The sequence below is a fragment of the Pseudomonas sp. microsymbiont 2 genome (assembly GCF_054788395.1).
Genome location: NZ_CM139112.1, coordinates 4,386,655 through 4,410,367, shown reverse-complemented (window position 1 = coordinate 4,410,367; position 23,713 = coordinate 4,386,655). Strand labels below are relative to the sequence as shown.

Genomic DNA, 23,713 nt, shown 5'->3' with positions numbered 1-23,713 from the left:
CTCCACCGAATACACGAATCACGAGAAGAAACCACGATCATGATGCGCAGCCACTATTGCGGCCAACTGAACGAGTCCCTGGACGGCCAGGAAGTCACCCTTTGCGGCTGGGTCCATCGTCGTCGCGACCACGGCGGGGTGATCTTCCTCGACATCCGTGACCGTGAAGGCATGGCCCAGGTCGTGTTCGACCCGGATCGCGCCGAGACCTTCGCCGCCGCCGACCGCGTGCGCAGCGAATACGTCGTGCAGATCACCGGCAAGGTGCGCAAGCGCCCTGACGGCGCGGTGAACGCCAACATGGCGTCCGGCGCCATCGAGATCCTCGGCTACCAGCTGAACGTGCTCAACGAAGCGGAAACCCCGCCGTTCCCGCTGAACGAATACTCCGACGTCGGCGAGGAAACCCGCCTGCGCTACCGCTTCATCGACCTGCGTCGCCCAGAGATGGCCGACAAGCTGCGCCTGCGGTCGCGCATCACCAGCAGCATCCGTCGCTTCCTCGACGAGAACGGCTTCCTCGACGTCGAAACGCCGATCCTGACCCGCGCCACGCCGGAAGGCGCACGTGACTACCTGGTCCCGAGCCGTACCCACGCCGGCAGCTTCTTCGCCCTGCCGCAGTCGCCGCAGCTGTTCAAGCAACTGCTGATGGTCGCCGGCTTCGACCGCTACTACCAGATCGCCAAGTGCTTCCGCGACGAAGACCTGCGCGCCGACCGCCAGCCGGAATTCACCCAGATCGACATCGAGACCAGCTTCCTCGACGAGTCCGAGATCATGGGCCTGACCGAAAGCATGATCCGCAAGCTGTTCAAGGAAGTGCTGGACCTGGAGTTCGGTGAGTTCCCGCACATGACCTTCGAAGAAGCCATGCGCCGCTACGGTTCCGACAAGCCGGACCTGCGTATCCCGCTGGAACTGGTCGACGTCGCCGATCAGCTGAAGGATGTCGACTTCAAGGTCTTCGCCGGCCCGGCCAACGATCCGAAGTGCCGCGTCACCGCCCTGCGGCTGCCGGGCGGCGCCAGCATGCCGCGCAGCAAGATCGACGAGTACACCAAGTTTGTCGGCATCTACGGGGCCAAGGGCCTGGCCTACATCAAGGTCAACGAGCGCGCCAAGGGTGTCGAGGGTCTGCAGTCGCCGATCGTCAAGAACATCCCCGAGGCCAACCTCAACAACATCCTCGACCGCGTAGGCGCAGTCGATGGCGACATCGTGTTCTTCGGTGCCGACAAGTTCAAGATCGTCAGCGAGGCCCTGGGCGCGCTGCGTATCCGCCTGGGCCACGACTTCGAGCTGCTGACCTGCCAGTGGGCGCCTATGTGGGTCGTCGACTTCCCGATGTTCGAAGAGAACGAAGACGGCAGCTTCACCGCGCTGCACCACCCGTTCACCGCGCCGAAGTGCACCCCCGAAGAGCTGGAGGCCAACCCGGCCACCGCGCTGTCGCGTGCCTACGACATGGTCCTGAACGGCACCGAGCTGGGTGGCGGTTCGATCCGTATCCACCGCAAAGAGATGCAGCAAGCGGTCTTCCGCCTGCTGGGCATCGAAGCGGCGGAACAGGAAGAGAAATTCGGCTTCCTGCTCGACGCCCTGAAGTTCGGCGCACCGCCTCACGGTGGCCTGGCCTTCGGCCTGGACCGCCTGGTCATGCTGATGACCGGCGCCCAGTCGATCCGTGAAGTGATCGCCTTCCCGAAAACCCAGAGCGCCGCGTGCGTCATGACCCAGGCCCCGGGCATGGTCGACGCCAAGGCCCTGCGTGAGCTGCACATCCGCCTGCGCGAGCAGACCAAGGTCGAGTGATCGACCGGGGCGCCCCGGTAACGGGGTGCCCCCGCGCTTGAGGCGCAGGATTCTTCACGTTCCGCCCTTCGGGGCGGAACCTGTTTCTGTTTCAAGGATTCGGAGTCGTTATGGCTGGTCATTCCAAGTGGGCGAACATCAAGCACCGCAAAGAGCGCCAGGATGCCAAGAGAGGCAAGGTCTTCACCAAGTGGATCCGCGAACTGACCGTCGCGGCCAAGCAGGGCGGTCCTGACCCGGCTTCCAACCCGCGGCTGCGCCTGGCGCTGGACAAGGCCCTGGGTGCCAACATGAGTCGCGACATCATCGATCGCGCCGTGGCCCGTGGTGCCGGCACCAACGAAAGCGACAACGTCGAAGAGCTGAGCTACGAGGGCTACGGCCCGGGCGGTGTGGCGATCATGGTCGAGGCCATGACCGACAACCGCAACCGTACCGCCGCCGCCGTGCGCCACGCCTTCACCAAGTGCGGCGGCAACCTCGGCACCGACGGCTCGGTGGCCTACCTGTTCGAGCGCAAGGGGCAGATCAGCTTCGCCGCTGAACTGAAGGTCGACGAGGATGCGCTGATGGAAGCCGCGATGGAGGCCGACGCCGACGATGTGGTGGCCAACGACGACGGCTCCTTCGAGGTGTTCACCTCGTTCAACAGCGTCTACGCCGTGCGCAATGCGCTCCAAGAGGCCGGCTTCAAGGCTTCGGACGCCGAGATCGTGATGCAGCCGACCACCAGCGCCGAACTGGACAAGGACGGCGCGGAGAAGGTGCTCAAGCTGATCGACATGCTCGAGGACCTGGACGACGTGCAGAACGTCTACTCCAATGCGCAGATCTCGGATGAGATCATGGAAAGCCTCGGCTAAGGTGTTCTGGCGATCCATGCCGGTTCTTTAGCGTTCTTCAGCGCCTGTACCGGCCCTTTCGCGGGTAAACCCGCTCCCACAGGTACCGCACCGACTCTGAATGTGGTGCGGTACCTGTGGGAGCGGGTTTACCCGCGAAAGGGCCGGTACAGTTTGCAGAGACGCACAATTTTTTCGACAGGCACTATGACTCTGATTCTTGGTATCGACCCCGGCTCGCGCATCACCGGCTTCGGCGTGGTCCGCCAGACCGCCCGTGGCTGCGAGTACGTGGCCTCGGGCTGCATCCGCACCGGCGGCGGCGAGCTGCACGAGCGTCTGCAGATCGTCTTTCGCGGGGTGAGCGAGATCATTCGCCAGCACGAGCCGGTGACCATGGGCATCGAGCGGGTGTTCATGGCGCGCAACGCCGATTCGGCGCTCAAGTTGGGGCAGGCCCGGGGCGCGGCCATCGTCGCCGCCGCCGAGGCGGGGCTGGAGATCGCCGAATACAGTGCCAGCCAGGTCAAGCAGGCCGTAGCCGGTACCGGTGGCGCCAACAAGGAGCAGGTGATGCTGATGGTGATGCATCTGCTCAAGTTGACCCAGAAACCGCAAGTCGATGCCTCGGATGCCCTGGCCATCGCCCTGTGCCATGCCCATACCCGCTCCAGCCTCGTACCCCATGGGCTGGCGACGGCCCGGCGGCGCGGCGGGCGCTTGCGTCTGTAAGCGCTTCATGCGCTGATACATATTTTGTCCAGGTGGCGCGCTCACCTGGCGCATTTGCTGATAGGGTGGTCCGGTTTTCGACCGGCGCCCGAGAGGAAGGATCGGAACGTGATTGGACGTTTGCGCGGCACCCTGGCGGAAAAACAGCCGCCGCACCTTGTTATCGACGTCAACGGCGTGGGCTATGAGCTTGAAGTACCGATGACCACCCTGTATCGCCTGCCCAAGGTCGGCGAGCCAGTGACCGTGCACACCCACCTGGTGGTGCGCGAAGACGCTCACCTGCTCTATGGCTTCGCGGAAAAGCGCGAGCGTGAGCTGTTCCGCGAGCTGATCCGGCTGAACGGCGTGGGGCCGAAGCTGGCGCTGGCGCTGATGTCCGGCCTGGAAGTGGACGAGCTGGTGCGCTGCGTGCAGGCCCAGGACGCCTCGGTGCTGGTGCGCGTGCCCGGTGTCGGCAAGAAAACCGCCGAACGCCTGCTGGTCGAACTCAAGGACCGCTTCAAGGCCTGGGAAACCTCGCCGGCGATGTTCACCCTGGTCTCCGACGGCCCGCTGCCGGTGGCCAGTGAGTCCTCGGCCGAGGCCGATGCGGTCAGCGCCCTGGTCTCCCTGGGCTACAAGCCACAGGAAGCGAGCAAGGCGATCGCCGCGATCAAGGACAAGGCCGGCCTGAGCAGTGAGGAACTGATCCGTCGCAGCCTCAAGGGGATGATTGCCAAGTGATCGAGACCGACCGCCTGATCGCCGCCTCCGGGCGTGACCGTGAAGAGGTCCAGGACCGCGCGATCCGTCCGCTGCGCCTGGACGAATACATTGGCCAGCCCGTGGTGCGCGAGCAGATGGCGCTGTTCATCCAGGCCGCGCGTGGCCGCAACGAGTCCCTCGACCACACCCTGATCTTCGGGCCGCCCGGCCTGGGCAAGACCACCCTGGCCAACATCATCGCCCAGGAAATGGGCGTGTCGGTCAAGAGCACCTCGGGCCCGATCCTCGAGCGTCCGGGCGACCTGGCGGCGATGCTGACCAACCTCGAGCCCCATGATGTGCTGTTCATCGACGAGATCCATCGCCTGTCGCCGGTGGTCGAGGAGGTGCTGTACCCGGCGATGGAGGACTTCCAGCTGGATATCATGATCGGCGAGGGCCCGGCCGCGCGCTCGATCAAGCTCGACCTGCCGCCGTTCACCCTGGTCGGCGCCACCACCCGTGCCGGCATGCTGACCAACCCACTGCGCGATCGTTTCGGCATCGTCCAGCGCCTGGAGTTCTACAGCAACAAGGACCTGGCCACCATCGTCAGCCGTTCGGCCGGTATTCTCGGACTGCCGATGGATGACAAGGGTGCCTTCGAGATCGCCCGCCGGGCACGGGGCACGCCACGCATCGCCAATCGCCTGCTGCGCCGGGTGCGCGACTATGCCGAAGTGCGCGGCAAGGGCGAGATCACCAAGGCGGTCGCGGACATGGCGCTCAACCTGCTGGATGTCGACGAGCGTGGCTTCGATCACTCCGACCGGCGTCTGCTGCTGACCATGATCGAGAAGTTCGACGGCGGTCCGGTGGGGCTCGACAACATTGCCGCGGCGATCGGCGAGGAGCGTCACACCATCGAGGACGTGCTCGAGCCCTATCTGATCCAGCAGGGCTACATCATGCGCACCCCGCGTGGTCGCGTGGTTACCCGGCATGCCTACCTGCATTTCGGCCTGAACATCCCCGGGCGCTTCTGTGAAGGCGGGGAATATGCCGCGCAGGACGACGAATGACAGATCGAATCGGTATTTTCGTGGTCCTACCGCTGGCACGCCATCGACTCGCTGGCAATCCGACATTATCGATGCAAAAACAGTTGCCGGGGCGGATTGGCAAGTACAGGAGTAAGCACTAGAGTATGCGCGCGCAAAATGGGCTGGAACCGTTCGCACACCGCTGTCGCGTCTATTACGAGGATACCGACGCGGGCGGCGTGGTGTATTACGTCAACTACCTCAAATTCATGGAGCGCGCACGCACCGAGCGGCTGCGTCACCTGGGATTCTCCCAGGCCCAGCTGGCGCAGGACAACCTGCTGTTCGTGGTTCATTCCAGCGAGGCGCGCTACCACGCGCCGGCCCGCCTGGACGACGAGCTGCGGGTGACCGCGCAGGTGCTTGAATTGAATCGCGCCAGCCTGCGCTTCGTGCAGCAGGTGTGGCGAGCAAAGGATGAAGTGCTGCTCTGCGAAGGGCAGTTCCTGGTGGCCGCCGTGCGCGCCGACACTTTCAAACCCCGGGCCATTCCCCCAGAGCTGCGCGACGCCTTTCTGGCGGACGGCACGGGTACTCAATCGAACGCAGGAGAATAAGCGTGGAAGCAAACGTCGTCGACCATACCTCCATGTGGAGCCTGGTCGCCAATGCCAGTGTCGTGGTTCAGCTGGTGATGCTGACCCTCGTGGCAGCCTCGGTGACCTCTTGGATCATGATCTTCCAGCGCAGCAACATGCTGCGCGCCGGTCGTCGTGCACTGGACGCTTTCGAAGAGCGCTTCTGGTCGGGTATCGACCTGTCCAAGCTGTACCGCCAGGCCGGCAGCAATCCGGATCCGGACTCGGGTGTCGAGCAGGTCTTTCGTGCCGGCTTCAAGGAGTTTTCGCGTCTGCGCCAGCAGCCGGGCGTCGACCCGGACGCAGTCATGGAAGGTGTTGGCCGCGCCATGCGCGTCGCCATCTCCCGCGAGGAAGAGAAGCTCGAGCAGAGCCTGCCGTTCCTGGCCACCGTCGGTTCCACCAGCCCGTACATCGGTCTGTTCGGTACCGTCTGGGGGATCATGAACTCCTTCCGCGGCCTGGCCAGCGCCCAGCAGGCCACCCTGGCCACCGTGGCACCGGGTATCGCCGAAGCCCTGATCGCCACCGCGATCGGTCTGTTCGCCGCGATCCCGGCCGTTATCGCCTACAACCGTTTCTCCGCGCGCAGTGAAGTGCTGATTGGCCGCTACTACACCTTCGCCGACGAGTTCCAGGCGATCCTGCACCGCAAAGTACACACCAGCGAAGAGTGATCAGGTAGAAACCCATGGCCCGAGTTCGCCACAAACGCAAGCCGGTCGCCGAGATGAACGTGGTGCCCTACATCGACGTGATGCTGGTGCTGCTGGTCATCTTCATGGTGACCGCCCCCATGCTCAACCAGGGTGTGAAGGTGGACCTGCCCAAGGTTTCCAGCGAAGCCCTGCCGCAGGACAACAACGTTCAGATCCTGACCATCTCGATCAAGGCCGACAAGACCTACTACTGGAACCTTGGCAGCGAAGTCGACACCGACAAGCAGATGGACAAGGCCATGACCCTGCCGGAAATGACCAATGCAGTGACCAAGATCATCGCCGCCGGTCGTGACCAGGGCAAGCAGACCCAGGTCTTCATCCGTGGCGACAAGGCCGTCGACTATGGGGCGGTCATGGGCGCCATGGGCGGGTTGCAGAAGGCTGGTGTCGGAAACGTTGGCCTGATTACCGAGGCGCCCTGATGCAACAGCGAGAGCCATCCGCCTCGGAAAGCTATTTCTGGCCCAGTGTCTGGGCCATCGGCCTGCATGTGCTGGTGTTCGCCATGCTGTTCGTCAGCTTTGCCATGACGCCCGAGCTGCCGCCCTCCAAGCCCATCGTCCAGGCCACGCTCTATCAGCTCAAGTCCAAGAGTCAGGCGACCACCCAGACCAATCAGAAGATTGCCGGGGAAGCGAAGAAGACCGCTTCGCGCCAGACCGAAGTCGAGCAACTGGAGCAGAAGAAGGTCGAGCAAGAGGCCGTGAAGGCCGCGGAACAAAAGAAAGCCGACGCCGCTCAAAAGGCCGAGGAGGCGCGCGAGGCCGCCGAGGCGAAGAAAGCCGAAGCCGCCGAGCAGAAGAAGGCCGCCGAGGCCAAGAAAGCCGAGGAAGCGAAGAAGGCCGCTGAAAAGCAGCAGGCCGACATCGCCAAGAAGAAGGCCGAGGAAGAGGCCAAGAAGAAGGCTGAGGAAGAAGCCAAGAAAGCAGCCGCGGAAGAGGCGAAGAAGAAAGCCGCCGAAGACGCGAAGAAAAAAGCGGCCGAGGACGCCAAGAAGAAAGCGGCGGCCGAGGACGCGAAGAAGAAGGCAGCTGAAGAGGCCAAGAAAAAGGCCGCGGCAGACGCCCAGAAGAAAAAAGCACAGGAAGCGGCCCGCAAGGCGGCGGAAGACAAGAAGGCCCAGGCACTCGCCGAGCTGTTGTCCGACACCACCGAGCGGCAGCAGGCGCTGGCCGACGAGCAGGGTGACCAGGTGGCCGGCGACTTCGACGACCTGATCCGCATGCGCGCGGCCGAAGGTTGGGCGCGTCCGCCATCTGCGCGCAAGGGCATGACGGTAGTTCTGCAGATCAACATGCTGCCGGACGGCACCATCACCAACGTGAGTGTGGCCAAGTCCAGCGGCGACGGTCCGTTCGACAGCTCGGCCGTGGCCGCGGTGAAGAACATTGGTCGGTTGACCGAGATGCAGGGCTTGAAGCCGAGCGATTTCAATCCGTATCGTTCATTCAAGATGACATTTACACCTGAGGATCTAGCGTTGTGATTAAACGTCTGAGAGGACTCCTGGTCTTGCTCTGCTGCGTGGCAGGCATGGCCATGGCCGAGGAAAAGAACATCCTGGTCACCAGCGGCAGCGACCGGGCAACCCCCATCGCGGTAGTGCCGTTCGGCGTGCAGGGTGGCAGCGTGCTGCCGGAAGACATGGCCGACATCATCGGCAACGACCTGCGCAACTCCGGTTACTACGCGCCAATCCCGCGGCAGAACATGATCAGCCAGCCGAGCCAGGCCAGCGAAGTGATCTTCCGCGACTGGAAAGCCCTGGGCGCCCAGTACGTCATGGTTGGCAGCATCGTGCCGGCCGGTGGTCGCCTGCAGGTGCAGTACGCGCTGTTCAACGTCGCCACCGAGCAGCAGGTACTGACCGGTAGCGTCGCGGGCGGCGTCGACCAGCTGCGCGACATGGCGCACTACATCGCCGACCAGTCGTTCGAGAAGCTCACCGGCATCAAGGGCGCGTTCTCCACTCGCATGCTCTACGTGACCGCCGAGCGCTTCTCGACCAACAACACCCGCTACACCCTGCAGCGTTCGGACTACGACGGTGCTCGCGCAGTGACCCTGTTGCAGTCGCGCGAGCCGATCCTGTCGCCACGCTTCGCGCCGGATGGCAAGCGTATCGCCTATGTCTCGTTCGAGCAGAAGCGCCCACGTATCTTCGTCCAGCACATCGATACCGGTCGCCGCGAGCAGATCACCAACTTCGAGGGCCTGAACGGCGCGCCGGCCTGGTCGCCCGACGGTACCCGCCTGGCGTTCGTGCTGTCGAAAGACGGCAACCCGGACATCTATGTGATGAACGTGGCGTCGCGCCAGATCAGCCGTGTCACCGCCGGCCCGGGCATCAATACCGAGCCGTTCTGGGGCAAGGATGGCAACACCCTGTACTTCACCTCCGACCGTGGCGGCAAGCCGCAGATCTATAAACAGTCGGTCGGTGGCGGTGGCGCCGAGCGCGTGACGTTCGTGGGTAACTACAACGCCAACCCGAAACTGTCGGCGGACGAGAAGACCCTGGTGATGATTCATCGCCAGCAGGGTTTCACCAACTTCAAGGTGGCCGCCCAGGACCTGCAACGCGGAAGTGTAAAGATTCTCTCCGAGACCAGTCTTGATGAGTCTCCCACTGTTGCGCCAAACGGCACCATGCTAATCTACGCCACCCGCCAGCAGGGCCGGGGAGTCTTGATGCTCGTGTCGCTTAACGGCCGTGTGAGGCTCCCACTTCCTACCGCTCAAGGCGAAGTCAGAGAACCGTCCTGGTCCCCTTACCTGAACTGATTGCGGCGTAATATTTTTGCTTAACACACTGGGGTTTCATTAGGAGTTTCACGATGGAAATGCTGAAGTTTGGTAAATTCGCTGCGCTGGCTCTGGCCATGGCCGTAGCTGTAGGTTGCTCCTCGAAGGGCGGTGACAACGCTGGTGAAGGCGCTGTCGATCCGAACGCTGGCTACGGTGCCAACACTGGCGCTGTCGACGGCTCCCTGAGCGAAGAAGCCGCCCTGCGCGCAATCACCACCTTCTACTTCGAATACGACAGCTCGGATCTGAAGCCAGAAGCCATGCGCGCCCTGGACGTTCACGCCAAGGACCTGAAAGCCAACGGCAACCGCGTTGTTCTGGAAGGCAACACCGACGAGCGCGGCACCCGCGAGTACAACATGGCTCTGGGTGAGCGTCGTGCCAAGGCCGTTCAGCGCTACCTGGTTCTGCAGGGCGTTTCCCCTGCTCAGCTGGAACTGGTTTCCTACGGCGAAGAGCGTCCAGTTGCCACCGGCAACGACGAGCAGTCCTGGGCTCAGAACCGTCGCGTAGAACTGCGTAAGTAAGTTCTTATGCGTATGTGCCGTCGTGCTGTAACCGTCCTCGCACTCAGCCTGCCCCTCTCGGCGTGGGCTGCGGTTCCCGTAGTAGATGACAACGCCGGTGGTTATCCACCCGCGGGTTATGGCACGAGCGGCGCCTATGCCGGAGCAGGGGCTTCGGCCCCTGCTTCTGCAAACGGCCAGCTGTTCATGCAGCTGCAGCAGATGCAGGACCAGATTTCCCGCCAGCAAGGCATCATCGAAGAGCTGCAGAACGATGTGTCGCGCATGAAGCAGGAAAACCTCGAGCGCTACCAGGATCTCGACCGCCGCATCAGCAGCGGTGCCGCGCCTGCCGCGACTCCCGACAATTCCTCCACCGGTGGCGCGAACAACGCAGCCACGGGTGCCGCCGCCGGCGCCAGCGCCGCGCAGCCACCGGCCGCCAGCAGCGAGCCGGGTGATCCGGCGAAAGAGAAGCTGTATTACGACGCCGCTTTCGACCTGATCAAGCAAAAAGACTTCGACAAGGCCAGCCAGGCTTTCAACGCCTTCCTGCGCAAGTACCCCAACAGTCAGTACGCCGGCAATGCCCAGTACTGGCTCGGCGAGGTCAACCTCGCCAAGGGCGACCTGCAGGGCGCGAGCCAGGCCTTCGCCAAGGTCAGCCAGCTGTACCCGCAGCACAGCAAGGTGCCAGATTCGCTCTACAAGCTGGCTGATGTCGAGCGCCGCATGGGCCACACCGACAAGGTCAAGGGCATCCTGCAGCAGGTCATCACCCAGTACCCCGGCACCTCCGCCGCGCAACTGGCGCAACGCGACCTGCAGAAGCTGTAAGCAGCAGCGTTTGAAAGAAACCCGCGCCTGACGCGGGTTTTTTCGTTAGAATCTCTGCCCTTTTTTCGTAAACACGCTGTTGCGGATAACGCCATGTCGAGTCCGCGACAGTGCCTGACGGAGGCGGACAGCCTGTTCAGCTGTCACGCCCGTGGCGATCATGCAAGACACATTACGCATCACCGAAGTGTTTTACTCGTTGCAGGGTGAAACGCGAACGGCCGGGCTGCCCACGGTATTCGTGCGCCTGACCGGTTGCCCCCTGCGCTGTCAGTATTGCGACAGTGCCTATGCCTTCAGTGGCGGTACTATTCGCACCCTCGATTCGATCCTCGAGCAGGTCGCCGGCTTCAAGCCGCGCTACGTCTGCGTGACCGGTGGCGAGCCGCTGGCTCAGCCCAATGCGCTGCCCTTGCTGCGGCGCCTGTGCGATGCCGGTTATGAGGTGTCGCTGGAAACCAGTGGCGCCCTCGATATCAGTGCAACCGACACCCGAGTCAGTCGCGTGGTCGACCTCAAGACGCCCGGCTCCGAGGAATCGCATCGCAACCGCTACGAGAACATCGAGCTGCTGACCGGCAACGACCAGGTCAAGTTCGTCATCTGTTCCCGCGAGGACTACGACTGGGCGGTTTCCAAGCTGATCCAGTACAACCTGGCAGAGCGTGCCGGCGAGGTGCTGTTCTCGCCCAGCCACCACCAGGTCAATGCCAGTGACCTGGCCGACTGGATCGTTGCCGACAACCTGCCCGTGCGTTTCCAGCTGCAGCTGCACAAGCTGCTGTGGAACGACGAACCTGGACGCTGAGAGGACAAGACATGAATGAGAAACGTGCGGTAATCCTGCTGTCCGGTGGCCTGGACTCGGCCACCGTGGTCGCGATGGCCAAGGCCGATGGCTACCAGTGCTACACCATGAGCTTCGACTACGGCCAGCGCCATCGTGCCGAGCTCAATGCCGCGGCGCGGGTGGCTCGCGACCTGGGCGTGGTCGAGCACAAGGTGATCGGCCTGAACCTCGATGGTATCGGCGGTTCGGCCCTGACCGACAGCAGCATCGATGTACCCGAGGCGCCGAGCGAGGGCATTCCGGTCACCTACGTGCCGGCCCGCAACACCGTGTTCCTGTCGCTGGCCCTGGGCTGGGCGGAAGTGCTCGAGGCCCGTGATATCTTCATCGGTGTCAACGCCGTGGATTATTCCGGCTATCCGGACTGCCGCCCGGAGTTCGTCGAAGCCTTCGAACGCATGGCCAACCTGGCCACCAAGGCCGGCGTGGAAGGGCAGGGCTTCCGCATCCAGGCGCCATTGCAGAACCTGAGCAAGGCGCAGATCGTCCAGGCGGGTATTGCCCGTGGCGTGGACTACAGCCTGACCGTCTCCTGCTATCAGGCCGATGACGATGGCCGTGCCTGTGGCAAATGCGACAGCTGCCGCCTGCGGGCCGATGGCTTCAAGGCGGCCGGTGTAGAGGATCCGACCCGGTATTTTTGATTTTTTTCTGATGGGGTGTTGATTTCCTCTGGGAAATCAGTAATATACGCGCCATCCAACGGGTCGTTAGCTCAGTTGGTAGAGCAGTTGGCTTTTAACCAATTGGTCGTAGGTTCGAATCCTACACGACCCACCATATTCGCAGCGGATCCGCTGCTACGAGAAGCCCGCCGTTTTCGGCGGGCTTTTTCGTTTTCGGCAGAAAAACCATTGCGAGCGCCGATCATGTGTTGCCTGGCCCCGGCAAGGTGACTGCGCAATGAATCATTGCAAACAACGCAGCCGACAAGCCGACAAGGTTGTTCTAAGGTGTATCGACCAGTAGCGCTGAAAGGATTCACACATGGACGTGTGCATTGATTCAGAAGAGCGATACCCACGCGGCGAGGCTGCGCGCCCACGCCGGGCGGCAGCCTCGATTTTCGCGCGTCGCGCAGCCTCAGCGCGCCGCGTAGGCCGCCTTGAAGTCCGGCGCGGTCCAGCCCGTGAGGTCGTACTCGGCCATGCATTGTTCAGCCAGGGCTCGCATTTGCTCGGTGCGCCCCGAATGGCTGGCGATGTGCAGGGTATCCAATCGGCTCTTCTCGTAGCTGCCGGAGTAGTTGACCTCGTACAACTCATGACGCGAGCCGAACTCGGTGCCGATGGCGTCCCACAACAGCTTCAGGGTCTTGGCCCGTTCCTCGGCACCGATGCCGTTGGAGCCGCGGGCGTACTGGTCGAGGAACGGCCGCACCTCGGGGTTGAGGAAGTCCTTGGCGTGGGACGGCAGGTAGATCAGGCCGCTGGCCACGGTCTTGCGGATCAGGTTGATCACCCGGCTGTAGGCATCCCCCGCCATGGCGCGGTAGGCCAGGGCCGATTCCAGGTTGGGCAGCAAAAACTCCTCGTTCCAGTTCTCGGTGCGGTAGGCCATCGAGTCGGACAAGCCCCAGAGCATGTGGCGCAAGGCGATGGCTTCGCCCACCGCGCCCTGCACGCCCTGGAAGTCGCGGGTGCCGCAGATCTCCACGGCCTTGAGGAACAGCCCGCAGATGAAGTCCATCTTCACCGCCAGGCGGGTGCAGCCGTGCATCAAGGTGCGGCCGAAGAAGCCGGACTTCTGGATGAAGCTGTTGGACATCTCCACCCCGTACATGAACACGTCCTGCCACGGCACGAAGGCGCGATCGAAGATCAGGATGCAGTCGTTCTCGTCCATGCGGCTCGACAGCGGGTAGTCGAACGGGCTGCCGTTCTTGCTGGCCGCCTGCTCGTAGGAGGTGCGGCAGATCAGCTTCACGCCCTTGGCGCCGGTGGGGATCATGAAGATCGGCGAGTACTTCTTATCCTGGTACATCACGTTGTAGTGGGCAACGAAGGTGTACTGGGTCAGCGCCGCGCCGGTGGCCACCACCTTGGCGCCGCTGATGTAGAGACCGTCGGCGGTTTCCTCGACGACCCGCACGAACACATTGGAGGTGTTCGGGTCCTGGTTGCGGTCCACCGGCGGGTTGACCACGGCGTGGTTGATGAACGGCAGGCGCTCGCGGCTGTAGTTGTACCAGCGTGTGGCGTTCTCGGCGTACTCGCCATACAGGTCGCGGTTGGGGCCGAAGGTGCCGATCCAGGCACCCTTGAAGTCCGGGGTGCGACCCATCCAGCCATAGCTAAGACGGGCGGTTTCGGCGATCGCGTCGCGGGCGGCGACCTGTTCCTCGACCGTGCGCGGCGCCTGGAAGAAGCGGTGGCAGCGCAGCCCCGGGGCGCCATCGATCTCGATGGTGAGCTTGTCGCGCAGCGCAGGGTCATGCAGCGCATCGTAGAAGCGCGCGTTCATCAGCGCGGCATTGCGAAACGCCGGGTGCTCGGTGACATCCTCGACCCGCTCGCCGTTGATCCAGACTTCCCGGCCGTCCCGCAGGCTTTCCAGGTACTCCTGGGAGGTCTGAAGGCCCCTGCGTTCTTGAGAGAAACCGTTTCGATCCATCATGTGTCTGCTCCGTGTCCGTTTGCTCACGCGCCTTGAGTGCCGGGCGGCGCGCTGTTGTTGTGAGGTAAATGCTGGCTTGCACGGACCACAACTTAGGTATGAGTGTGACTAAATGTAAATTTCGAAACGTGCAATCTACGATTGCTCGCAGGAGGGGTTGTGGGCGCTTTTTGGCGCTGGCTACTGTTGGCGGTTTTTGTCGATTGCAGGAGCGCCGCCGCGGGCTCGCATTTGCCCGCGTGGCAAGCTGATCGATTCAGCCACCGGAGCATTCCTGCACCAGTTGGCGCAGCCAGCGATGCACCTGGTCGTTGTTCACCCGGGGATGCCAGGCCTGGCAGAACTCGCCGCCGGGGGTTTCCACCGGCAGGGTGAAAATGTGCAGTGGCAACAACGGCAGCGACCACTCGACGAAGCGCCTCGGGATTATCGCGACCATCTCCGAAGAGCTGGCCAGCTGCATGGCGGCCTGGAAGCCTGGCACCACCAGCGGCACCTTGCGTTGCAGGCCGAGCTTTTCCAGCTCGAGGTCCAGCGGACCACGGGTGCGGCCACGGCGCGACACCGAAAGGTGCGGGAACGCCACCAGGTCCTCGGCGCTGACACTGTCCAGGCGGGCGAGGGGGTGCTGGTTGTTGACCACGCCAACGAAGGTGTCGATGTACAGACGCTGTTTATAGACCTCGGGACCGAGCGGGCCGGCGATGCCGATGTCCAGGTCGATCAGCCCGTCGCGCAGCGCGGCGACGTCCTCGTTGCCCTGGGCCATGAAGCTCAAGGTCACGTGCGGGGCCTGTTGCGCGACGCGCTGGCTCAAGCGCAGGGCCCAGGCTCCGGTAAAGCCATCCTCGGTGCGCAGGGTGAATACTCGCTTTACCGTGCCGAGGTCGAGCTTCTGTTTGGTGCCCAGCACATGACGCGCTTCCTCGAGCAGGTTATGCACCTGAGGCGCCAGCTCCAGCGCCAGGGGGGTGGGTACCAGACGCCGACCGGCCAGTACGAACAACGGGTCGCCCATCGCCTCGCGCAGGTTCGACAGGCGTCGGCTCATGGCCGGGATGCTCAGGTTCATGCGTTCGGCGGCGCCGGTGACACTGCCTTCGCGCAGCATCGAATCGAAGGTCAGCAGCAGGTTCAGGTCCGGTAGGTTCATTGCGCAGTCCTTTGCAAAAAATGCAAGTCTAGTCTCTGGTTATTGCAATTTTCAATATTCCAGGGGCTCCCTAACATTCCACTGCAACCCAACCCTCCAAGGATGTTGTGATGGAATCCTCTCATTCGCTTCAGCAGGGGCTGGCGATCTGCCTGCTGCTGGCGCTGCCTGGCTGCGTCAGCCCCGGGCATAGCCCCGAACCGCCGAAACCCCTGGTGCCCGAACAGCTCGAGGCTGGCCGGGACATCGACCGCGTCGCCACTCAGCCCTCGTCCTCGCTGGACGACCGCTGGTGGCAGCGCTTCAACGACACCGATCTCGATCGCCTGCTGGTCGCCGCCCTGGATGCCGCCCCCAGCCTGGCGATCGCCAGTGCGCGGATCGACCGGGCGCAAGCCGAGGCCGGCATTACCCTGGCCAATACCCGGCCGAATCTCTCGGCCATGACCCAGATCCTGCGCAGCCAGGATTCACAGCATTACAAGACCGGCGCCGATGAGGCCGGGGTCTGGCACACCGATGGCCAGGCGCTGCTGCAAGGGCGCTACAACCTCGATCTGTGGGGCCTGAACCGCGCCCTGAACGAGGCAGCAGTGGGCAGCCTGCGCGCCGCCCAGGCCGACCAGGCGGTCGCTCGCCTGGCGCTCAGCGGCAGCCTGGTGGAAACCTGGTTCGCCCTGGGCGGGGTGCTCGAACAGCAGGCCATCGTCGAGCAGACCCTGGAACAGCGCCGCAGCATCCTGCGCCTGAGCGAGGACCGGCTGAAGTCCGGTCTGGGCACCCAGGTCGACGTTGTTCGCGCCCGTGGCCCGATTCCCTTGCTCGAAGCCGAACAGGCGCGTCTGCAAGGCGTCGCTCGTGGCTATCAGTTGCGTCTTGCCGCCTTGGCCGGCAAGGGCCCTGGCTGGGGCGAGCAATGGCGGCCACGCATCGCCGACCCGCGTCGCAGCGTAACCCTGCCCAGCCACCTGCCGGCCGAGCTGATCGGTGGCCGGCCTGACGTGGTCGCCCAGCGCTGGCGTGTCGAAGCCCAGGGCAAGCGCATCGGCGCGGCTCGCGCGGCGTTCTATCCGAATATCGATTTGCTCGCATTCGCCGGCTTCCAGAGTTTCAGTTTCCAGAACCTGTTCCACCACGACAGCCGCACTTATGGCGTGGGCCCCGCAGTGACCTTGCCGATCTTCGACGCCGGGCGCCTGCGCAGCCAATACCAGGGGCAGCAGGCCGGCTATGCCGAGGCCGTGGCCAGCTACAACCAGACGCTGGTCAATGCCTTGGGAGAAGTCGCCGGGCATGTCTCGCAACTGCGCGCCATCGAAGGCCAGCGCCTGAAGACCGTGCAGGGCCTGGACGAGGCCGAGCAGGTCTACGACCTGGAAAGCCTGCGCTATCGCCAGAGCCTCACCGATTTCCTGCATGTGCTCGATGCCCAGACCCGGGTGCTCGACACGCGCATGCAACTGGTCCAGCTGAAAACCTCGGCGCTGCAGAACCAGGCCGGCCTGCTGCGCGCCCTGGGCGGCGGCTGGAAAGAAGCCGATCAGACCCCTACCACGCTTGCGGGAGCCTCCCATGACTGATGCCACCCAAACTCCAGCCCCGGCGCCGACCAAGTCGCGCCGTGGCCTGATTTTCCTGCTCATTGCCCTGGTCGCCGTGGCGGCGGCTGTCGTTGCCGGCCTGTGGTACTGGATGTATGGCCGCCTCTACGAGACCACCGACAACGCCTATGTCCGCGGCGATGTGGTGCTGATCTCGGCCCAGGTGCGCGGCACCGCCACCGCGGTGAACATCCAGAACACCGATAGGGTCAAGGCCGGCGATGCCCTGGTCGAAATCGACCCGGCCGACGCGCGCCTGAGCCTGGACGCCGCCACCCATCAACTGGCCCTGACCGTGCGCACGGTCAACAGCCTGTACGCCGAGGAAAACGACCTGAGCGCCCAGGTCAAGCTGCGCCAGGCCGAAGCCAACCGGGCCAACCAGGACCTGCAACGGCGCCGCTCGGTGATCGCCCAGGGCGGCGTGTCCGGCGAGGACCTGCATCACGCCGAGGAAGCCGCGCAGATCGCCCAGTCGGGGCTGCGCGCGGCCGAGGCCAAGCTGGTGGCGCTGCAGGCGCGGATCCAGGGCACCACGGTGGAGAACCATCCGCAGGTGGCCGCCGCCGCCGAGCGGGTGCGCGAAGCCTACCTGGCGCTGGCGCGGACCAAGGTGCCGGCGCCGGTCGACGGCCTGATCACCAAGCGTGCCGTGCAGGTGGGCCAGCATATCGAGCCGGGCACCGTGCTGATGGGCCTGGTGCCCCTGGACAAGGTCTGGGTCGAAGCCAACTTCAAGGAGTCGCAGCTGGGCCAGATCAAGGTTGGCCAGCGTGTCGAGCTGTTCGCCGACCTGTATGGCGAAAGCGTGGTCTACCACGGCCGCATCCAGGGCATCGAGGCGGGCAGCGGGGCGGCCTTCGCCACCATCCCCGCGCAGAACGCCACCGGCAACTGGATCAAGGTGGTGCAGCGGGTACCGGTGCGCATTGCCCTGGACCGCGAGGAGGTGCTGCGTCACCCGCTGCGCATCGGCCTGTCGATGACGGCCAAGGCCACCCTGGGTGAGCCGGACGAGCCAGCGCCGACCAGTGTGCAGGACAACACCGAGGTCTACGGCAGTGTCGGCAGCGGCAGCGATGCGCTGGTGAACCGGATCATTGCCGAGAACCTGCAGGTGTCGAAGCTTAGCGTGTCGAGGAACGACCGATGAGCAGCGCCAAGCGTCCCATCGAGCCGCTCAGTGGCGGCACGCTGGTGCTCGGCGCGCTGGCGATCGGCATGGCCAACTTCATGATGGTGCTCGACACCACCATCGCCAACGTCGCGGTGCCGACCATTTCCGGCAACCTTGGCGTGGCCCCCGACCAGGGTACCTGGGTGCTGACCTCGTTCAGCATCTCCCTGGCCATCGGCCTGCCGCTCACTGGCTGGCTCGCCCAGCGCTTTGGCCAGGTCAAGCTGTTCCTCAGCGCCGTGGTGCTGTTCGTGCTGGCCTCGGTGTGCTGCGGCCTGGCGCCGAACCTGACCTCGCTGCTGGTGTTCCGGGTGTTCCAGGGCGCCGTCTGCGGCCCCCTGGCGCCGTTGTCCCAGGCGCTGCTGGTGGCGATATTCCCGCCCGCGCGGCGCACCACGGCGTTGGTGGTGTGGTCGATGACAACTTTCCTCGGGCCGGTCTGCGGCCCGATTCTCGGCGGTTACCTGACCGACAACATCAGCTGGCCGTGGATCTTCTATATAAATGTGCCGGTCGGCATCTTCATCCTGCTCGCCCTCGGCCAGGTGCTGAACGGGCGCGACAACCCCACGCGCAAATTGCCGGTGGACGTGGTCGGCCTGCTGCTGCTGATGGTCGCCGTCGGGTCGCTGCAGATCCTGCTCGACAAGGGCCAGGACCTGGACTGGTTCGCCTCCACGCCGATTCGCGCCCTGGGGGTGATCACCGTGCTGGGCTTCGCCTCGCTGATCACCTGGGAGCTGACCGCGCAGCATCCGATCCTCGATCTGCGCCTGTTCAAGGAGCGCAACTATGCCATCGGCACGGTGTGCGTGAGCCTGGGCTTCGCCTTGTACTTCGCCTCGCTGGTGCTGGTGCCGCTGTGGCTGCAGACCGAAATGGGCTACACCGCGACCTGGGCCGGTATCGCCACCGCGCCGCTGGGGATCGCCGGGGTGGCGCTGGCGCCTTTCATCGGCCGGATGATGCAGCACGCCGACGCGCGGGTACTGGCGAGCATGGCGTTCATCTGCTGGATCGGCGCGTCACTGTGGCGCATGCATTTCGAGACCAACCTGGACATTGCCTTCATTGGCTGGAACTCGGTGCTGATGGGCGCCGGCACGGCGTTCCTGTTCACCCCGCTGGTGGCCATCTCGCTGTCGCGCCTGCCGCCAGAGAAGATCCCCGCGGCCCTGGGCCTGCAGAACGCCCTGCGCATGACCGGCGCCAGCTTCGCGGTCTCGCTCGGCCCGGCCTTCTGGGACCACCGGGCGCGCCAGCACCAGGTGGAACTGGCCGAGCGCATCACCCCGTTCGATCACTGGAGCGCCCAGGCCCAGGACAACCTCGGCCAGCTCGGGCTGTCGGCCCAGGGCGCCCTGGAATCGCTGGGACGCACCATCGACCGACAGGCGCACATGCTGGCCCTGAACGATTTCTCACTGGCCAGCGCCTGGTTGTTCTGCGCGGTGCTGGGGATCGTCTGGCTGGCCCGTTCACCCAAGGCGAAAGCCAAGTAAATCTGGAGTTTTCATGCTCGAATTTCGCAAGAAGCTGAAATACAACCTCGAAGTCACCGATGTCCGCGATGTCACGCCGCTGGTGCGGCGTGTCACCTTAAAGGGCGATCTGTTCGCCGGGGAGTCGCCCTGTGAGCCGGGGCAATGGCTGAAGCTGTTCCTGCCCAGCGGCGCCAGCCAGGTCTCCCGGGCCTACACCATACGCCGGCACTATCCGAAGTCGGCGCGGGTCGAGGTCGACTTCGTGCGCCATGACCATGGCCCGGCGGGGCGTTGGGTGGAGCGGACCTGGGTCGGCGAGCAGATTGGCTGCTCGGCGTTGCGCGGCGGTTTCCAGCGCCAGGAGGATGCCGAATGGATGGTGCTGACGGCCGATGAAACCGGTACCCCGGCGGTGATGAGCATTCTCGAAAGCCTGTCGCCGCGCGACCGCGCGCTGGTGGTGCTGGAAGCTGCGAGCCAGACCGAACGGCAGGCGGTGGACTCGCTGGCGACGGTCAATTGCAAGTGGTACTTCCGCGATGACTACCTGGGCTATAGAAACCTGTTGCTCGACGGCATCAGCAATCTGACGTTGCCCTCGGGGATCGGCCAGTTCTGGATCGCCGGCGAGGCGAAGGCGGTCAACGAGGTGCGTGACTACCTCACCGAAACCTGTTCGATCCAGCGGCGTCTGGTGCGTGGCAAGGGCTATTGGATGCGCAACGTCGCCGATTATCGCGATTGAGCGCACGTTCGCCTTGCGCTGCCTGGCAGCGCAGGGCCCGCTGGCCTCAGCAAACCTGCAACACAGGTTCGGCCAGACGTTCGAAATGCAGGCGCTCGGCTGCCAGGCCGTAATCCTTCAGCGCCGCACCCACCGTCTCGACCATGGCCTGCGGGCCACACAAAAACGCCGCATCGAGCCGGCTGACGTCGATCCATTCGCGAAACAGCGTGTCGCACATGGCCAGGTCCAGGCGCCCGGACGGAAGCCCGTTGTCGTTGCTTTCCCGGCTGAACAGCAGGATCAGTTCCAGGCGTTGCCCATACCGGGCCTGCAGCGCGGCCAGGCGTTCGCCGAACAGCAGGCTGGCGCGGTCGCGGTTGCCGTAGACCAGGGTGAAGCGGCTGCCCTCGTCGTTTTCCAGGGTGGTCTTGATGACCGGCAGCAGCGCCGTGATGCCGCTGCCCGAGGCCATGCCCAGGCAATGATGAGCCTGGGCCTGTTGCTGCTCGGGGCGATAGGATGAGCCCGCCGGTGGCATCACCAGCAGGGTGTCGCCCACCGCCAGCTGGGTGTTGGCGTAGCTCGAGAAACGGCCTTGCGGCACATGCCGGATCGCTACCCGTAGTTCGCCGTCGTCAGGCGCGCTGAAGATCGAGTACGAACGCCGCACCGGTTCGCCTTGCAACTGTGCTTCCAGTTGCAAGTACTGGCCTTGCTCGAAGCGGTAGGTCGCCGCCAGGTGCGAGGGCACGGCAAAGGCGATCGAAACGGTATCGGCGCTCTCGCGGCGGATATCGGCGACTTGCAGCGGGTGCATCACGGTCATGGCGCGGGTCCTGTTCAGGCGCTCTGGCGCAAGAGAGTGGCTTCGGGGCCGGCGAGACGCTCCAGGCGGCGCATGCTGTGCGTGGTGCCGGGTAGCAGGCGGCCGATCTCGCCGGTACGGTAACGGATCATCGGCAGCGCCTCGCGGCTCAGGGTAGTCAGCACCACCTCGCCGAAGTGGCCATCGGGCAGCGCCGTAGCGCTGTCCGGATCGATGATCTCTGGATAGAAGTGGTCTTCCCAAAGTGTGACGCCATCGCGGGCTTGCAGGCATTCCATGCCGATGCCGGGGTCCATCAGGGCCGGCACGCCGTACAAGGCCAGGGTCTGAACGCCCAGGCGCCGCTCCAGTTCCTGGCGCAGGCTGCTGGCGCACGGCTGCGGGCCGAGCAGCACGGTGCGCAAGGACAGCGCAGGCAGGGCGATGCCCTGGCGTTCCAGTTCATGGGCCAAGGCCAGCAGTTGCGCAGGGTTGGCCACGAGCATTTGCGGCTGGAAGTCGCACAGCAGGCGAACCTGCTCGCACGCTTCGCGGGCCGCCAGGGGGATCAGTGCGCAGCGCAGGCGTTCGGCTCCCAGTTGCAGGCCGGCGCCGGCGCTGAAACCGTCCAGGTCGCCGAGCACATGCAGGCGGTCGCCGGCATGGGCGCCGGCAACGCGCAGCGAGCGTGCGACCAGCGCCGCCCAGACCTCCTGGTCGTTGCGTGTGTAGCCAATGAGCGGCGATCGGGCGCTGCCGTCGTGGCAGGCTTGCAGGCGCACCACTTGCCGCGCCGGTACGGCGAACAGCGAGAACGGGTAGTGGTGGTGCAGTTCGGCGTTGCCGATGAAAGGAAAGCGGGCGAGGTCGCCGAGGTGCTGCAGCTGCTCCGGGTGCAGCCCCATGGCTTCGAACTGCTGGCGGTACCAGGGCACGTTGCGCCAGGCGTGTTTCAGCGACCAGCGCAAGCGGCGCAGCTGCACGTCGCGCAGTTGTTCGAGGCTGCAGGTTTCCAGGGTGTCGCGATGGGGCGAGGTGAGCGGGCGTTGTTCGAAGGCAGCGATATCGAGGCGTGTGTTGGCGTTCATCTTCCAAGTCCGTTTGGTAGGTCGACCATCAGGCTTGCATGCTATGCCGGGGTATCGGGGATGGCTACTCGCATTGCCCGGCCCGCCGTGTGCCGGGCGCGAACCGTTTCCGCGCCTGTCGGCTCGCGTCCGCGGCGCCTGCTTCGCGGCTGAAGCCGCTCCCACAGGATCGCCGTTGTCTCGGGCATTGTGTAGCACCTGTACCCGCGAAGCAGGCGCTGCGTTGTTCGCGGTGGTTCTGCGCCCAGACAAGCCCGCGCTCACCGGGCGCGCAGCCCGGACCGCTCAACGATTCAGGCGTCGTGCATCGAACGCATCGCGGGCCTGGAAGGCACTGTAGGTGGCTTGCGCGGCCAGCATCCCAGCCAGTCCGTAGGTGCGCTCGAGGCCGAATCTGGCGAAGCCTGCCGGTACCGGCAGCCGACGGGCGATCGCGTCGGCCAGCACCTCGCCGGCCACGGTGGTCGGCGCCATGCCGTGCCCGCCGAACCCCACCGCGTGCCAGATGCCTTGCGCATCCTGGCCGATCTGGGCCATCTGGTGGCGCCCGTAGCTCATCAGCCCGCCCCAGGCGTACTCCAGTGGCACGTCCTCGAGCTGTGGGTAGACGCTCAGCAGGTCGGCCTTGAGCAATCGGGCGATGGCCTGCGGCCCACGGTCGAGGATGGAGATGCGCCCGCCCCAGAGAATCCGCGTGTCTTTCAGTGGCCGGTAGTAATCGAAGGCGAAGCGCGTGTCGTAGATCGCCGACTGGCAGGCGATGGCGTCCTTCAGGCGCTCGCCCAGCGGAGCGGTCGCCACCACATAGGTGGCGATCGGTAGCACGGCGCGCTCGATCGGCGGGTAGACGCCTCGGGCATAGCCGCCACCGGAAAACACCACTTCCTCGGCGTGCACTTCACCTTGTCCGGTGCGCACGATGTAACCGTGGGGCTTTTTCTCGATGGCGATGACCGGCGATTGCTCGAAGATCGTCACGCCCGCTTGCGTGGCGGCCCGGGCGATGCCACAGACGTACTTCAGCGGGTGGAAGTGGAAGGCGTTGCGCTCCAGCAGTCCGCCATAGTAACGCTCGCTCCTGAGCTGCTCTTTCAGCTCGCCGGGCGCGATGTGCGTCCACTCCACGCCATAGGCTTGCTTCATCAGCTGGCGGGGTTTTTCCAGGCGCGACGGGTCGTTGAACCAGTTGGCCAGGATCACGCCCTGGTCGACCAGGTCGCAGTCGATGGCGTATCTGCGGGTGCGTTCGCGGATCAGCTCGACGGCGTTGAGCGTCAGCTGGTACAGGCGGCGTGCTTCGCTGGCGCCGAGGGTCGCCAGCAGGTCGGCGTTGCCGAGGCTGTAGCCGCCGAACACGAAACCGCCGTTGCGCCCCGAGGCGCCATGGCCGACGCGTCGTGCTTCGAGCACGGTCACATCGCCTACCCCGCGCTCGGCCAGTCCCAGTGCCGTCGACAGACCGGCCAGGCCACCGCCGAGAATGCACACGCGAGTGTCGGTTCGACCCGACTGGGCCGGGTAGTGGGGTCTGTCGGCGGTAGCTTCGTAGTAGGAATCGAGCAAGGTGCTGTTCATCATGATC

At 64.6% G+C, this 23,713-nt stretch carries 23 protein-coding genes and 1 tRNA gene; 19 read left to right on the top strand and 5 right to left on the bottom strand.

All coding sequences use genetic code 11. From position 1 onward, the window contains the following. The first annotated feature begins 39 nt into the window (after positions 1–39). The 15 genes from aspS (at position 40) to ACYUME_RS19760 (ending at position 12,260) form a co-directional block, all read left to right on the top strand. Positions 40–1,815, top strand: coding sequence for an aspartate--tRNA ligase (gene aspS, locus ACYUME_RS19830; protein WP_279880832.1), 1,776 nt, complete (start codon positions 40–42; stop codon positions 1,813–1,815). 110 nt (positions 1,816–1,925) lie between these two features. Then, positions 1,926–2,678: a YebC/PmpR family DNA-binding transcriptional regulator gene (locus ACYUME_RS19825; protein WP_460416445.1), complete on the top strand. Its 753-nt coding sequence runs from the start codon at positions 1,926–1,928 to the stop codon at positions 2,676–2,678. 186 nt (positions 2,679–2,864) lie between these two features. Next, positions 2,865–3,389: a crossover junction endodeoxyribonuclease RuvC gene (gene ruvC / locus ACYUME_RS19820; RefSeq protein WP_279880836.1), complete on the top strand. Its 525-nt coding sequence runs from the start codon at positions 2,865–2,867 to the stop codon at positions 3,387–3,389. A 108-nt stretch (positions 3,390–3,497) separates the two neighbouring features. Beyond that, positions 3,498–4,115 carry a Holliday junction branch migration protein RuvA gene (gene ruvA / locus ACYUME_RS19815; protein ID WP_279880838.1) on the top strand — a complete coding sequence of 206 codons (618 nt, stop codon included), beginning with the start codon at positions 3,498–3,500 and terminating at the stop codon, positions 4,113–4,115. Then, entirely contained in the window at positions 4,112–5,158 is a 1,047-nt protein-coding gene (gene ruvB / locus ACYUME_RS19810) for a Holliday junction branch migration DNA helicase RuvB (protein WP_240063769.1), read from the top strand. Before ruvA ends, ruvB begins: the two co-directional genes overlap by 4 nt. A gap of 125 nt (positions 5,159–5,283) precedes the next feature. Next, entirely contained in the window at positions 5,284–5,736 is a 453-nt protein-coding gene (gene ybgC, locus ACYUME_RS19805; protein ID WP_023628696.1) for a tol-pal system-associated acyl-CoA thioesterase, read from the top strand. A gap of 2 nt (positions 5,737–5,738) precedes the next feature. Beyond that, the gene (gene tolQ / locus ACYUME_RS19800) at positions 5,739–6,434 is read left to right on the top strand and encodes a protein TolQ (RefSeq protein ID WP_279880840.1); all 696 of its coding nucleotides are present in this window, start codon (positions 5,739–5,741) and stop codon (positions 6,432–6,434) included. Between the two features lie 14 nt (positions 6,435–6,448). Beyond that, positions 6,449–6,901, top strand: a complete 453-nt coding sequence (tolR, locus tag ACYUME_RS19795) for a protein TolR (protein WP_054890995.1) — start codon at positions 6,449–6,451, stop codon at positions 6,899–6,901. Further along, a complete protein-coding gene (tolA, locus tag ACYUME_RS19790) occupies positions 6,901–7,965 on the top strand; it encodes a cell envelope integrity protein TolA (protein WP_279880844.1) in 1,065 nt (354 codons plus the stop codon). Before tolR ends, tolA begins: the two co-directional genes overlap by 1 nt. Before the next feature lie 47 nt (positions 7,966–8,012). Further along, positions 8,013–9,263, top strand: a complete 1,251-nt coding sequence (gene tolB, locus ACYUME_RS19785; protein WP_279880882.1) for a Tol-Pal system beta propeller repeat protein TolB — start codon at positions 8,013–8,015, stop codon at positions 9,261–9,263. Positions 9,264–9,316: 53 nt separating this feature from the next. Further along, entirely contained in the window at positions 9,317–9,814 is a 498-nt protein-coding gene (pal, locus tag ACYUME_RS19780) for a peptidoglycan-associated lipoprotein Pal (protein ID WP_023381906.1), read from the top strand. A 6-nt stretch (positions 9,815–9,820) separates the two neighbouring features. Continuing rightward, complete coding sequence (gene ybgF / locus ACYUME_RS19775; protein ID WP_460416441.1) at positions 9,821–10,630, top strand: tol-pal system protein YbgF; 810 nt, start codon at positions 9,821–9,823, stop codon at positions 10,628–10,630. Positions 10,631–10,790: 160 nt separating this feature from the next. Then, the gene (gene queE / locus ACYUME_RS19770) at positions 10,791–11,438 is read left to right on the top strand and encodes a 7-carboxy-7-deazaguanine synthase QueE (RefSeq protein WP_279880848.1); all 648 of its coding nucleotides are present in this window, start codon (positions 10,791–10,793) and stop codon (positions 11,436–11,438) included. A gap of 11 nt (positions 11,439–11,449) precedes the next feature. Further along, complete coding sequence (queC, locus tag ACYUME_RS19765; protein WP_279880851.1) at positions 11,450–12,124, top strand: 7-cyano-7-deazaguanine synthase QueC; 675 nt, start codon at positions 11,450–11,452, stop codon at positions 12,122–12,124. A 60-nt stretch (positions 12,125–12,184) separates the two neighbouring features. After that, positions 12,185–12,260 (top strand) — tRNA-Lys (locus ACYUME_RS19760). 303 nt (positions 12,261–12,563) lie between these two features. Here ACYUME_RS19760 and ACYUME_RS19755 read toward each other — a convergent pair. Together ACYUME_RS19755 and ACYUME_RS19750 are read right to left on the bottom strand one after the other, a co-directional pair. Further along, positions 12,564–14,096 carry a 4-hydroxyphenylacetate 3-hydroxylase family protein gene (locus tag ACYUME_RS19755; RefSeq protein ID WP_460416439.1) on the bottom strand — a complete coding sequence of 511 codons (1,533 nt, stop codon included), beginning with the start codon at positions 14,094–14,096 and terminating at the stop codon, positions 12,564–12,566. 256 nt (positions 14,097–14,352) lie between these two features. Beyond that, positions 14,353–15,249: a LysR family transcriptional regulator gene (locus tag ACYUME_RS19750; RefSeq protein ID WP_279880855.1), complete on the bottom strand. Its 897-nt coding sequence runs from the start codon at positions 15,247–15,249 to the stop codon at positions 14,353–14,355. Between the two features lie 110 nt (positions 15,250–15,359). Between ACYUME_RS19750 and ACYUME_RS19745 the strand changes: the two genes are divergently transcribed. From ACYUME_RS19745 to ACYUME_RS19730, 4 genes are read left to right on the top strand one after another with little or no spacing between them, the layout of a single operon-like run. Next, the gene (locus ACYUME_RS19745; RefSeq protein WP_460416437.1) at positions 15,360–16,829 is read left to right on the top strand and encodes an efflux transporter outer membrane subunit; all 1,470 of its coding nucleotides are present in this window, start codon (positions 15,360–15,362) and stop codon (positions 16,827–16,829) included. Continuing rightward, positions 16,822–18,003 (top strand): HlyD family efflux transporter periplasmic adaptor subunit, encoded by a 1,182-nt coding sequence (locus ACYUME_RS19740; protein WP_279880859.1) that lies wholly within the window; start codon positions 16,822–16,824, stop codon positions 18,001–18,003. Before ACYUME_RS19745 ends, ACYUME_RS19740 begins: the two co-directional genes overlap by 8 nt. Then, positions 18,000–19,529: a DHA2 family efflux MFS transporter permease subunit gene (locus tag ACYUME_RS19735; RefSeq protein ID WP_279880861.1), complete on the top strand. Its 1,530-nt coding sequence runs from the start codon at positions 18,000–18,002 to the stop codon at positions 19,527–19,529. The genes ACYUME_RS19740 and ACYUME_RS19735 overlap by 4 nt, the downstream gene beginning before the upstream one ends. Positions 19,530–19,542: 13 nt before the next feature. Continuing rightward, positions 19,543–20,256: a siderophore-interacting protein gene (locus ACYUME_RS19730; protein ID WP_460416435.1), complete on the top strand. Its 714-nt coding sequence runs from the start codon at positions 19,543–19,545 to the stop codon at positions 20,254–20,256. Between the two features lie 46 nt (positions 20,257–20,302). On the opposite strand, the gene ACYUME_RS19725 is transcribed toward ACYUME_RS19730, so the two are convergent. The 3 genes from ACYUME_RS19725 to ACYUME_RS19715 all read right to left on the bottom strand — a co-directional run bounded on the left by ACYUME_RS19725 (position 20,303) and on the right by ACYUME_RS19715 (position 23,706). Further along, positions 20,303–21,064: an FAD-binding oxidoreductase gene (locus ACYUME_RS19725; RefSeq protein ID WP_460416433.1), complete on the bottom strand. Its 762-nt coding sequence runs from the start codon at positions 21,062–21,064 to the stop codon at positions 20,303–20,305. A gap of 14 nt (positions 21,065–21,078) precedes the next feature. Beyond that, positions 21,079–22,131 carry a phenylacetate--CoA ligase gene (locus tag ACYUME_RS19720; RefSeq protein ID WP_460416431.1) on the bottom strand — a complete coding sequence of 351 codons (1,053 nt, stop codon included), beginning with the start codon at positions 22,129–22,131 and terminating at the stop codon, positions 21,079–21,081. Positions 22,132–22,416: 285 nt separating this feature from the next. Next, positions 22,417–23,706 (bottom strand): NAD(P)/FAD-dependent oxidoreductase, encoded by a 1,290-nt coding sequence (locus tag ACYUME_RS19715; RefSeq protein ID WP_460416429.1) that lies wholly within the window; start codon positions 23,704–23,706, stop codon positions 22,417–22,419. Positions 23,707–23,713 lie beyond the last annotated feature (7 nt).

Bases quoted from the DNA above. Each gene is read 5' to 3' on its own strand.
- aspS (WP_279880832.1), top strand. From the start codon at position 40: ATGATGCGCAGCCACTATTGCGGCCAACTGAACGAGTCCCTGGACGGC.
- ACYUME_RS19825 (WP_460416445.1), top strand. From the start codon at position 1,926: ATGGCTGGTCATTCCAAGTGGGCGAACATCAAGCACCGCAAAGAGCGC.
- ruvC (WP_279880836.1), top strand. From the start codon at position 2,865: ATGACTCTGATTCTTGGTATCGACCCCGGCTCGCGCATCACCGGCTTC.
- ybgC (WP_023628696.1), top strand. From the start codon at position 5,284: ATGCGCGCGCAAAATGGGCTGGAACCGTTCGCACACCGCTGTCGCGTC.
- tolR (WP_054890995.1), top strand. From the start codon at position 6,449: ATGGCCCGAGTTCGCCACAAACGCAAGCCGGTCGCCGAGATGAACGTG.
- tolA (WP_279880844.1), top strand. From the start codon at position 6,901: ATGCAACAGCGAGAGCCATCCGCCTCGGAAAGCTATTTCTGGCCCAGT.
- tolB (WP_279880882.1), top strand. From the start codon at position 8,013: ATGGCCATGGCCGAGGAAAAGAACATCCTGGTCACCAGCGGCAGCGAC.
- pal (WP_023381906.1), top strand. From the start codon at position 9,317: ATGGAAATGCTGAAGTTTGGTAAATTCGCTGCGCTGGCTCTGGCCATG.
- ybgF (WP_460416441.1), top strand. From the start codon at position 9,821: ATGCGTATGTGCCGTCGTGCTGTAACCGTCCTCGCACTCAGCCTGCCC.
- queE (WP_279880848.1), top strand. From the start codon at position 10,791: ATGCAAGACACATTACGCATCACCGAAGTGTTTTACTCGTTGCAGGGT.
- queC (WP_279880851.1), top strand. From the start codon at position 11,450: ATGAATGAGAAACGTGCGGTAATCCTGCTGTCCGGTGGCCTGGACTCG.
- ACYUME_RS19755 (WP_460416439.1), bottom strand. From the start codon at position 14,096: ATGATGGATCGAAACGGTTTCTCTCAAGAACGCAGGGGCCTTCAGACC.
- ACYUME_RS19750 (WP_279880855.1), bottom strand. From the start codon at position 15,249: ATGAACCTACCGGACCTGAACCTGCTGCTGACCTTCGATTCGATGCTG.
- ACYUME_RS19745 (WP_460416437.1), top strand. From the start codon at position 15,360: ATGGAATCCTCTCATTCGCTTCAGCAGGGGCTGGCGATCTGCCTGCTG.
- ACYUME_RS19740 (WP_279880859.1), top strand. From the start codon at position 16,822: ATGACTGATGCCACCCAAACTCCAGCCCCGGCGCCGACCAAGTCGCGC.
- ACYUME_RS19735 (WP_279880861.1), top strand. From the start codon at position 18,000: ATGAGCAGCGCCAAGCGTCCCATCGAGCCGCTCAGTGGCGGCACGCTG.
- ACYUME_RS19730 (WP_460416435.1), top strand. From the start codon at position 19,543: ATGCTCGAATTTCGCAAGAAGCTGAAATACAACCTCGAAGTCACCGAT.
- ACYUME_RS19725 (WP_460416433.1), bottom strand. From the start codon at position 21,064: ATGACCGTGATGCACCCGCTGCAAGTCGCCGATATCCGCCGCGAGAGC.
- ACYUME_RS19720 (WP_460416431.1), bottom strand. From the start codon at position 22,131: ATGAACGCCAACACACGCCTCGATATCGCTGCCTTCGAACAACGCCCG.
- ACYUME_RS19715 (WP_460416429.1), bottom strand. From the start codon at position 23,706: ATGAACAGCACCTTGCTCGATTCCTACTACGAAGCTACCGCCGACAGA.